Annotated in this window: 7 protein-coding genes and 1 pseudogene; 6 read left to right on the top strand and 2 right to left on the bottom strand. The window is 69.6% G+C overall.

All coding sequences use genetic code 11. The features are described 5' to 3' along the window. Positions 1–28 precede the first annotated feature (28 nt). Positions 29–907, top strand: a complete 879-nt coding sequence (locus tag ACFWY5_RS55905) for a TIGR03619 family F420-dependent LLM class oxidoreductase (protein ID WP_379640071.1) — start codon at positions 29–31, stop codon at positions 905–907. Here the strand turns inward: ACFWY5_RS55905 and ACFWY5_RS55910 are convergent. Beyond that, a complete protein-coding gene (locus ACFWY5_RS55910) occupies positions 897–2660 on the bottom strand; it encodes a sulfatase-like hydrolase/transferase (RefSeq protein ID WP_379640072.1) in 1764 nt (587 codons plus the stop codon). The two genes, ACFWY5_RS55905 and ACFWY5_RS55910, sit on opposite strands and share 11 nt — an antisense overlap. Before the next feature lie 713 nt (positions 2661–3373). Then, entirely contained in the window at positions 3374–3868 is a 495-nt protein-coding gene (locus ACFWY5_RS55915; protein ID WP_379640073.1) for a hypothetical protein, read from the bottom strand. 249 nt (positions 3869–4117) lie between these two features. Between ACFWY5_RS55915 and ACFWY5_RS55920 the strand changes: the two genes are divergently transcribed. The 5 genes and pseudogenes from ACFWY5_RS55920 to ACFWY5_RS55940 form a co-directional block, all read left to right on the top strand. Then, entirely contained in the window at positions 4118–4708 is a 591-nt protein-coding gene (locus ACFWY5_RS55920; RefSeq protein ID WP_379640075.1) for an RNA polymerase sigma factor, read from the top strand. Next, entirely contained in the window at positions 4701–5705 is a 1005-nt protein-coding gene (locus ACFWY5_RS55925; protein WP_379640076.1) for a CU044_5270 family protein, read from the top strand. Before ACFWY5_RS55920 ends, ACFWY5_RS55925 begins: the two co-directional genes overlap by 8 nt. A 634-nt stretch (positions 5706–6339) precedes the next feature. After that, complete coding sequence (locus ACFWY5_RS55930; RefSeq protein WP_379640077.1) at positions 6340–7218, top strand: ATP-binding cassette domain-containing protein; 879 nt, start codon at positions 6340–6342, stop codon at positions 7216–7218. Further along, positions 7215–7937 (top strand): hypothetical protein, encoded by a 723-nt coding sequence (locus ACFWY5_RS55935; protein ID WP_379640078.1) that lies wholly within the window; start codon positions 7215–7217, stop codon positions 7935–7937. The genes ACFWY5_RS55930 and ACFWY5_RS55935 overlap by 4 nt, the downstream gene beginning before the upstream one ends. Next, positions 7886–8609: pseudogene (locus ACFWY5_RS55940) on the top strand (ABC transporter permease); the annotation flags it as partial. The gene ACFWY5_RS55935 and the pseudogene ACFWY5_RS55940, both read left to right, overlap by 52 nt.

Below are 8609 nucleotides of genomic sequence, written 5' to 3' on the forward strand. Positions count from 1 at the left end.
TCGATCGGGCTCCCCTACGCTCCCGTCCATGCGCTTCACCTATACCGAGACCATGACCGACCCGGCGCACTTTCTTCCTCTGGCCCGCGCAGCGGAGGCGGCCGGCTACTCCAGCTTCGGCGTCCCCGACTCGCTCATCTACCCCCAGGAGTCGGACACGAGATACCCCTACACCCCACAGGGAGACAGGGCGTTCTTAGCGGACAAGAGCTTCATCGAGACGTTCATCCTGATCGCGGCCATGGGTGCAGTGACATCGACGATCCGGTTCACCCCGTTCGTCCTCAAACTGCCGATCCGCCCACCGGTACTGGTCGCGAAACAGGCAAGCTCGATCGCCTGCCTGACCGGCAACCGCCTGGCCCTCGGCGTCGGTCTCAGCCCGTGGCCCGAGGATTTCGCGGCGATGGGCGTGCCCTGGTCGCGGCGCGGCGAGCGGATGGACGAGGCGATCGCGGTACTGCGCGGCCTGACCGGCGGCGGCTACTTCGAGTACCACGGCGACTACTACGACTTGCCGCCGGTGAAGATGGAGCCCACCCCCGCCGAGCCGATCCCGATCCTGGTCGGCGGGCACAGCGACGCCGCGCTCCGCCGTGCCGCCCGGCTCGGGGACGGCTGGATGCACGGCGGCGGCAACCCGGAGGAACTGGACCTGCTGCTCGACCGGCTGGCCACCGCACGCCGCGACGAGGGTACGGCCGGCCGGCCGTTCGAGATCCACGCGATATCCCTGGACGCCTACACGGTGGACGGAGTCAAGCGGCTGGCCGACAAGGGGATCACCGATCTGATCGTCGGCTTCAGATGGCCCTACGTGAAGGGGCCCGACACCGAACCACTCGCCACCAAGATCGAGCACCTCGAACGCTTCGCCGAGTCCGTGATCGCCCGGGTCACTTCGTAGTTCCGGGCTCCCGCCCCTTGGGACTGCGCAGCCGTTCCCACTGGAAGACCCGCGACGCCGGGGTGTAGCTCCCGTCCAGCTGGAACAAAAGGTAGCGGCCCGCACCCCGGATGTACTCGTCGTCGTCGGCAGCCGCCGCGGCCACGACCTCGCGGGTCGACTCATCGGCCAGGGCCGTCAGCGCGTTCAATGCCTCCAGCCGGACAGCGCGCGGATGGTCAGGGCCCGCCAAGCTGATCAGGGGCCCGACGTCGCCGAGTGTCTCCGCACAGGGGATCACCACGAAGGGGTCGGACTCCGATTCGAGAACCCGACGCAGGCGTGCCTCGACGCCGAGCGGCTTCAGTACGAGGATGCCGAGCGCCCCCCACCTGCGGACCGTGCCGTCGGGGTCGTCGAGAGCCAGGAGGAAGCGCGGGAGCTCGGCGGGATCCCGGCGAGGCACCGCGTCGGCGACCTCCAGGATCCTGGCCAGCGGGTAAGCGCCCGGCCGCCTGCTGGGGTCGTAGCCCTCCGCGGGCGAACCCTCGGGCAGGAAGCCGTTGTCGTGCACCTCGATCAGGTGGTCGCGCAGGGCGCGCGACAGGCGCTCCTCGACGTCGGCGTAGGCCGCCTCGCCCGCCAGGTTGCGCACCTCGTCGGGGTCGGAGGCCGTGTCGTAGAGCTCTACCCCGGGCTTGGGACGCCAGAACGCGTCGTCGGACAGGCGACCGGCCAGGTGCTCCGCCTCCCAGGACCGGTAGCCCGCGGCGAGCCAGGCGAAGCCCTGGTGCTGGCCGTACGGCCGGTGCGGGTGGTAGTTGCGGATGTAGCGGTAGCGAGAGTCCCGGACGGTTCTGATCATGTCGTAGCGCTCGTCCATCCGGTTGCGCATGCCAAAGGCGAGCTCACCGGGGTCGAAGGCGCAGCGCGCCAGGCTCCGGCCCTGCATGTACGGCGAGACCTCACCTCCAGCCAGGTCAACCAGGGTGGGCGGGATCCGGATCGTGCTCACCGCCGCGCCAACCCGGGTGCCCGGATCGGGGAACAGCCTGCCGTACCTGCCGGGGGCGGAGATGATCAGCGGGACGTGCAATCCCTCGTCGTAGCAGAAGCGTTTGGAGCGAGGGTTGACGCCGCCGTGGTCGGAGGTGTGGATGACGATCGTGCTGTCACGCAGGCCGTCCTCCTCCAGTTGCCCCAGCAGGCGGCCGACGAAGGCATCCATGTCGGCGATGTTCCTGTAGTACTGGGCGAAATCCTCCCGGAGGTCACGGGTGTCGGGCAGGTACGCGGGCAACCGGATCTCGGCGGGATCGACGAGGAAGGGATCCCTGGCGAACACGGCGCTCTCGTGCGTGCCGTCGTAGTTGAAGACCGCAAGGAACGGGCTCACGTCCGGACGGCCGCGCCAGTGCGCCTGCCGGGAGGACTCGTCCCAGATGCCGTCGATATCGGCGTTGTAGTCGGTCTTGGCGTTGTTGGTGCAGTAGTAGCCGAGGTCGCGGAGGATCTCCGGGTAGGTCCGCAGCCACGGCGGCCTGGCGGCCAGCGCGCGCATGTGGTTGGCGGGCGCGTGGCTCTCCGGCGCGATGCCGGTGATCATCGCGAAGCGGGACGGCGCGCACACGGGCGCGGTGCTGTAGGCGTGCTCGAAGAGCACCCCGCCGGCCGCGAGCGCGTCGAGGTGCGGGGTCGCCGCGTGCGGATCCCCGTAGCAGCCGAAGCGCGGCGGGCAGTCCTCACTCACGATCCACAGGATGTTGGGACGCATGGCACTCCTCACGGCGCCGAGCGGACGCGCTGGTTGCACAGCGCTCCGATGCTTCCGACGACCACTTGATCGTTTTACGGGCATTCGGTTGGATCGCGCTGCTCGCCCAATCGCAGGCGTCCAAGGATGCAGAGATTCTGGCACTGCGGCAACAGCCGGCTGTACTCGGCCGTCGTGGGCAGATCGGGCGATCCTCTCCGCGCTCGCGCGGGTGTTGTGGGTGCCGAAAATTCGTCCAGCTACCTTGACCTGGGAACGCTCAAGTGATGATCATTCTCGCCTGACGGTCGTGGCCACGACCTCGATCGTGCCGACCTTGCTCGCGTACGACCCAAGTCGTCGCTCTCCCGCGGCTCCGACCAGCGGGCGATGGGACGGCCCACCCGGCGGCCGGTGCCGGGATCCCACACGCTCAGCGAACCGTGCTGGGCGATCAGCCGCGACCCGGCCGAGGCCAGAGCCACCGGCGGGAAACGCCCCTTCTGCCCGTCGGCGACGCTGAAACTCCTGACCAGCGATCGGGTACACACGCTGACGCGGCCTCGCCCGTGCCGGCGAACAGGGCGCTGCGGCCGAAGGCGAACGCGGCCACCTGGCCCGGCACGCTCAGTAAGCGCTCGCGGGTCTCCAGGTCCCACAGGCGGTCGCCGTACGCGCCGACGATGAAGACCGCCGGACGTCCGCCGAGGTGAGGTCACCGTGCCCCCCGGTAGTCAGAACCTGCCGGGCCGACACCTTGGTCGGCTCACCTGCTGACACGTGAACGGTGCCGCCGTGCAGGAGAACGGCCGCCGGATCAGGGCACCGCACGTCAGCCTGCGGACTCGCCACCGCCGCTCGCTGTCACGTCGGTCAAGGGTTCTGCCTTGCGCTTCTGCGATCGCGCCCATCCAGTTACGACGCTTGGTCACGACGAAGCGCATTCGTTCGTCGCTCCGTAGCACCAATTCCATGCCGTTGGGCACGATCCCGAAAGTATTGACCGGTCTCGTCGAGACTATCTCGTCGCGTGGCCATGCCCAGACGCCGGCTTGGATGTTCAGGGAGCGTGAGCGGAACACCAGCCACTTCCTGGTCAGCCAGAAGTGGCCACCCACGGCCTCCGCGTCGCGCCACAGATTGGCGCGACCTTTGCGGAATATCCCTTCGCCGGGCGTGGCGGCGATATCCGTTGCCTGGAGTGCCTCGACTAATTCTTGTTCACTCATCAAGTGTTGCACTCTCTGGAAACGTCCGCCGAGTGTTTCCTCCCTGGGCCGCCGAACTGCTTGACCCGCCGACGCACGGCGCGAGGCCACGGACTTTCTGCCCGTCGATCGAGCCGGGAACGAGCTGGTTACGCTGGGCGTCAAGGTCTGCGACGTGCTCTCGGGTCAGGTCTGGACCTGATGGCGGGAACCGGTCGGCTGCGGGCGGGCAAGTAGGGGTGTTCCATCCGTGAGCCGAGAGGCCAGAGCATGTCAGAAACGAGCCCCGCCGATTCCGCCGTCATCGCGCGGTCCCGGCAGGAGCCCGAGGTGTTCGGGGAGATCTTCCGCAGGCACGCGGCTGAGATCAAGAGATTCGTCGTCCGCCGTCTCGGACTCGACGTCGCCGAGGACGTGGTGGCGGAGACCTTTCTCGCCGCCTTCCACCAGCGCGGTCGCTACGACCTGGCCAGGCACAACGCGCTGCCCTGGTTGTACGGCATCGCCACCAACCGTATCGGCCGCCACAAGCGCACCGAGGCCAGACAGCTGAACCTGCTGGCCCGCACCGGCGTGGACCCGGTCACCGAACCCTTCACCCCGCGCAGCGACGAGCGGCTGAGTGCCCAGGCCGTACAGCAGCGCCTGGCCGTCGCGCTCGTCACGCTGCCCGCCGGGCACCGCGACGTGCTGCTCCTGGTGACCTGGGGCGGCCTCAGCTACACCGAAGCCGCCGAGGCGCTCGGCATCCGCGTCGGAACGGTCCGCTCACGCGTCAACCGCGCCCGCGCCAAGATCCGGAAGGAACTGGGCGGGACCGACCCCACAGCACTCGTCATCGAGGAGGTTCGCCATGGATGAGCTGGCCCAGCTCGACAACTTCCGCTCAGAGGTCCCCGCGCAGGAGGACCTGCGGGCCGAGGCGGAGCGCCTGATGGCCGGCATGTCGGCGCCGGTCCGCCCCGTCATCCGCAGCCTCGGGCTGCGCGCCGCACTGGCGGGAGGTCTGGCGGCCGCGGTGGCAGCGGCGGTGTTCATCGTCCAGAACCAGCCCGCCCCGGCACCGCCTCCGCCGCAGATCCGCACGGTCGCGGCCGTGGAGGTGCTGTCACGGGCGGCTGAGCATGTCGGCGACCGTCCGGAGCTGCATCCCAGGCCTGGCCAGTTCCTCGTCTATGAGTCGCAGAGCATGGACACCTCCGAAGGCGACGCGGGGATCTGGCTGTCGCACTCCAAGCGCACGATCTGGCTGCCGGTCGAGGGCAGCGCGGTCAAGGGAGTCCTGCAGGAGGAGATCCTGGCACCGCTGCCGTATCCGGGGCGCACGCTCCCGCCGGCCGCACGCGCGGAGCAGGAGCAGGCGCTGGTGGGCAAGCCCGGCCGTCCGGAGCGGGCGGCCGACTTCGATGACCGCGCCGAGTTCCTGCGCAACGATTACGCCTATGTCAGCAAGCTGCCTTCCGACACCGAGGGCATGCGCGAGCACCTCTACACGCAGGTGCCCAACGACGGGTTGCAGGACTACGAGGCGTGGAACCGGGTCGGCGGGCTGCTCCAGGAGTCCTATCTGCCCGCCGCGCAGCGGGCCGCGCTCTTCCGCGCCGCGGCGACGATTCCCGGGGTGGTGACCGTGAAGGAGGCGCAGGACGCCGCGGGGCGCACCGGCATAGCGGCGGCGATGGTCTCGCCCAACGGGATCAGGGAGGAGTACATCTTCGACCGAAAGACCTACGACTATCTCGGACGCCGGGGGGTGGTCGTGGACGCGAACGTGGCCGATGCTCCGGTTGGGAGCGTGGTGTCGTCGAGCGCGCAGTTGAAGGCGAGCGTCGCCGACAGCGCACCGATCGTGCAGTAAGACGACGCGACGGCCTCAGGCAGACGGCATGGAAGGAACCTGTAGCGCTTGGAAACTCACACGTAGCGCCTGACCTGCAATGACGCGACAACCCCGCAACTCCTGTTGAACAGTCGCTCAACAGGAGTTGAGCGCATGCTCAACCATGAGTGATCGATACAGGAGAAGCTGCAGCTCGGCATAGGTGGATGGATTTTCGGCACTCAGAGGACGTTCTGCTTGCTCGAGCGATAGTTCATGGATTGTGCAAGGCTATGGTGATTTAGCCGGTTGCTCGCTTCGCGAGGTTCGCGATCATCGCGAGGCGGATCATGCTCTCGGTGTCTGCGGGCTTGGTCTCGTAATCGCGGGCCAGGACGGCACCGCCAGTCGCCGCCTCCACGAAATGCAGGATTTCTACGCCTACATGACCGACCACCTGATTCCCCTCATCGACAGGTGGCGAGAGAGTACACCGCAGAGCACGACTGAACCGATCCCCCAATAGGCCGCAAAGCACCGAGGACGAAACGCCGCTGTCTGATTCGCGTCAAGGTCCGTCTGGTGCGGCGGATCGGGCGCTGTTAACGTCATGGGTGGAGCGCCGGGAAGCCTGGTCGGCAACGTCATATCCGTCCGACCGCCGGAGGCGCCCGTGCCTGCCGTACTCATCGATGGCCTGATCAAGTCGTTCGGCTCCGTCCGTGCGCTGGACGGTCTCGACCTGACCGTACGGACCGGAGAGGTCCACGGTTTCCTTGGTCCCAACGGCGCGGGAAAGACCACCGCGCTGCGCATCCTGCTCGGCCTGCTGCGCGCCGACTCCGGCCACGCCGAGCTGCTGGGCGGCCATCCCTGGCAGGACGCGGTCGAGCTGCACAAGCGGCTGGCCTACGTGCCCGGCGACGTGGCGTTGTGGCCGGCCTTGTCCGGCGGTGAGGCCATTGACCTGCTCGGGCGGCTGCGCGGTGGGCTCGACCGGCGGCGCAAACAGGCGCTGCTGGAGCGCTTCGACCTCGACCCGACCAAGAAGGGCGGCGCCTACTCCAAGGGCAACCGGCAGAAGGTCGCCCTGATCGCGGCCTTGGCCTCCGACGTGGAACTGCTGCTCCTGGACGAGCCGACCGCGGGACTCGACCCGCTCATGAAAGCCGCCTTCCGCGCGTGCATCACCGAGGAACGAGGCAACGGCCGCACCGTTCTGCTGTCCAGCCACATCCTGTCCGAGGTCGAAGCGCTCTGCGACCGGGTGAGCATCATCCGCGCCGGACGCGTCGTGCAAAGCGGCACCCTGGCCCAGCTACGGCACCTGACCAGGACGACCGTGACCGCCGACCTCGACCTGGTCCCCGAGGACATGCCCGGCGTGCACGACCTGACCGTCGACGGCTCCAGCGTCACCTTCGAAGTCGAGCCCGACCGGCTGCGCGAGATCCTGCCACTGCTCGCCGAAGCGGGCGTGCGCGGCCTGACCTGCCGGCCCGCCACGCTGGAAGAGCTGTTCCTGCGCCACTACCAGGCCACCACCCCATGACCGGCACTCTCGCTCTGGTACGGCTGGCGCTGCGCCGTGACCGCCTCATGCTGCCCGGGTGGATCCTGGTGATCGCCGGTGCCGTCGCGGGCACGGCCTCGGCCATCGCCGAGCTGTATCCCGGGATGACGCAGCGGATCGCGCTGGGCGCGAGCATCGGCTCCACCCCCGCCCTGCAGGCGATCACCGGCCCGGTCTACGACGCGACCTCGGTGGGCGGGCTGACCGCCTGGCGTGCCACCACCATCACCGCCGTCCTGGCCGCGCTGATGAACGTTCTGCTGGTCATCCGCCACACCCGTGCCGAAGAGGAGAGCGGCCGGGCCGAGCTCGTGGGTGCCTGCGTGGTCGGGCGGCACGCGCTCCCGGCCGCCGCGCTCGTGGTGACCGGCGGGACGAACCTGCTGATCGCCATGCTCCTCACGGCCGTGCTGGCCGGGCAGGGCCTGCCGGTCCCGGGCGCGCTCGCCTTCGGGCTGGGCATCGCCGGAACCGGATGGGTCTTCGCCGGAGTCGCCGCGGTCACGGCGCAGCTCACCGAGCACGCCCGCACCGCCAACGGGCTCGCCGTAGCGGCGCTGGGTCTGGCCTTCCTGCTGCGTGCCGCGGGAGACGCGGCCGGGATCGAGGCACTTCCTGGGCTTCACCGCTGGCCTGGGCCCACCGGGTGCGCGCCTTCGCCGGCGAGCGCTGGTGGGTGCTCGGGCTGGCCGCCGTGACCGGGCCGGCCCTGGTGGCCGTCGCCGCGGCGCTGACCAGACGGCGCGACCTCGGCGCCGGAGCGCTGCAGCCCCGCCGCGGGCCGGCCGACGCGCCGCCGTACCTGAGCAGCCCGCTGGGCCTGGCCTGGCGGCTGCACCGCGGCGGCGCGCTGGGCTGGACGGCGGGCTTCGCCGTCATGGGAGCGCTGTTCGGAACGCTGGCGCAGAGCGCCGGGCAGATCGTGCGGGACAACCCGCAACTCGCCGCCGTCCTCGACCGGCTCGGCGGCGAAGGAGTGCTGACCGACACCTTCCTGGCCACCGTGTTCGCAATGATGGGCCTGGTCGCGGGCGGCTTCGCCGTCCAGGCCGTGCTGCGGCTCCAGAGCGAGGAGAGCGCCCTGCGGGCCGAACAGGTGCTCAGCGCCGCCGTGCCCCGCAGCCGATGGGCCGTCAGCCACCTGCTGATGGCCTTCACCGGCGCGACGGTGATGCTCACGACGGCCGGGCTGGCTCTGGGGCTGGCCCACGGCATCCGCATCGGGCAGCCCGGCGAAATGGCACGTCTGGCCGCGGCGGCGTGGGTGCAGGCACCCGCCGTGTGGGTGACGGCCGGACTGGCCATGCTCCTGTACGGCCTGCTCCCCCGGCTGACCGCACTCACCTGGGCCGCGCTCGTCGCCTTCGCCC

Origin of the sequence: Nonomuraea sp. NPDC059007 (assembly GCF_042740555.1) — a bacterium.
Classification (GTDB): Bacteria; Actinomycetota; Actinomycetes; order Streptosporangiales; family Streptosporangiaceae; genus Nonomuraea.

Bases quoted from the DNA above. Each gene is read 5' to 3' on its own strand.
- ACFWY5_RS55910 (WP_379640072.1), bottom strand. From the start codon at position 2,660: ATGCGTCCCAACATCCTGTGGATCGTGAGTGAGGACTGCCCGCCGCGC.
- ACFWY5_RS55925 (WP_379640076.1), top strand. From the start codon at position 4,701: ATGGATGAGCTGGCCCAGCTCGACAACTTCCGCTCAGAGGTCCCCGCG.
- ACFWY5_RS55905 (WP_379640071.1), top strand. From the start codon at position 29: ATGCGCTTCACCTATACCGAGACCATGACCGACCCGGCGCACTTTCTT.
- ACFWY5_RS55915 (WP_379640073.1), bottom strand. From the start codon at position 3,868: ATGAGTGAACAAGAATTAGTCGAGGCACTCCAGGCAACGGATATCGCC.
- ACFWY5_RS55920 (WP_379640075.1), top strand. From the start codon at position 4,118: ATGTCAGAAACGAGCCCCGCCGATTCCGCCGTCATCGCGCGGTCCCGG.
- ACFWY5_RS55935 (WP_379640078.1), top strand. From the start codon at position 7,215: ATGACCGGCACTCTCGCTCTGGTACGGCTGGCGCTGCGCCGTGACCGC.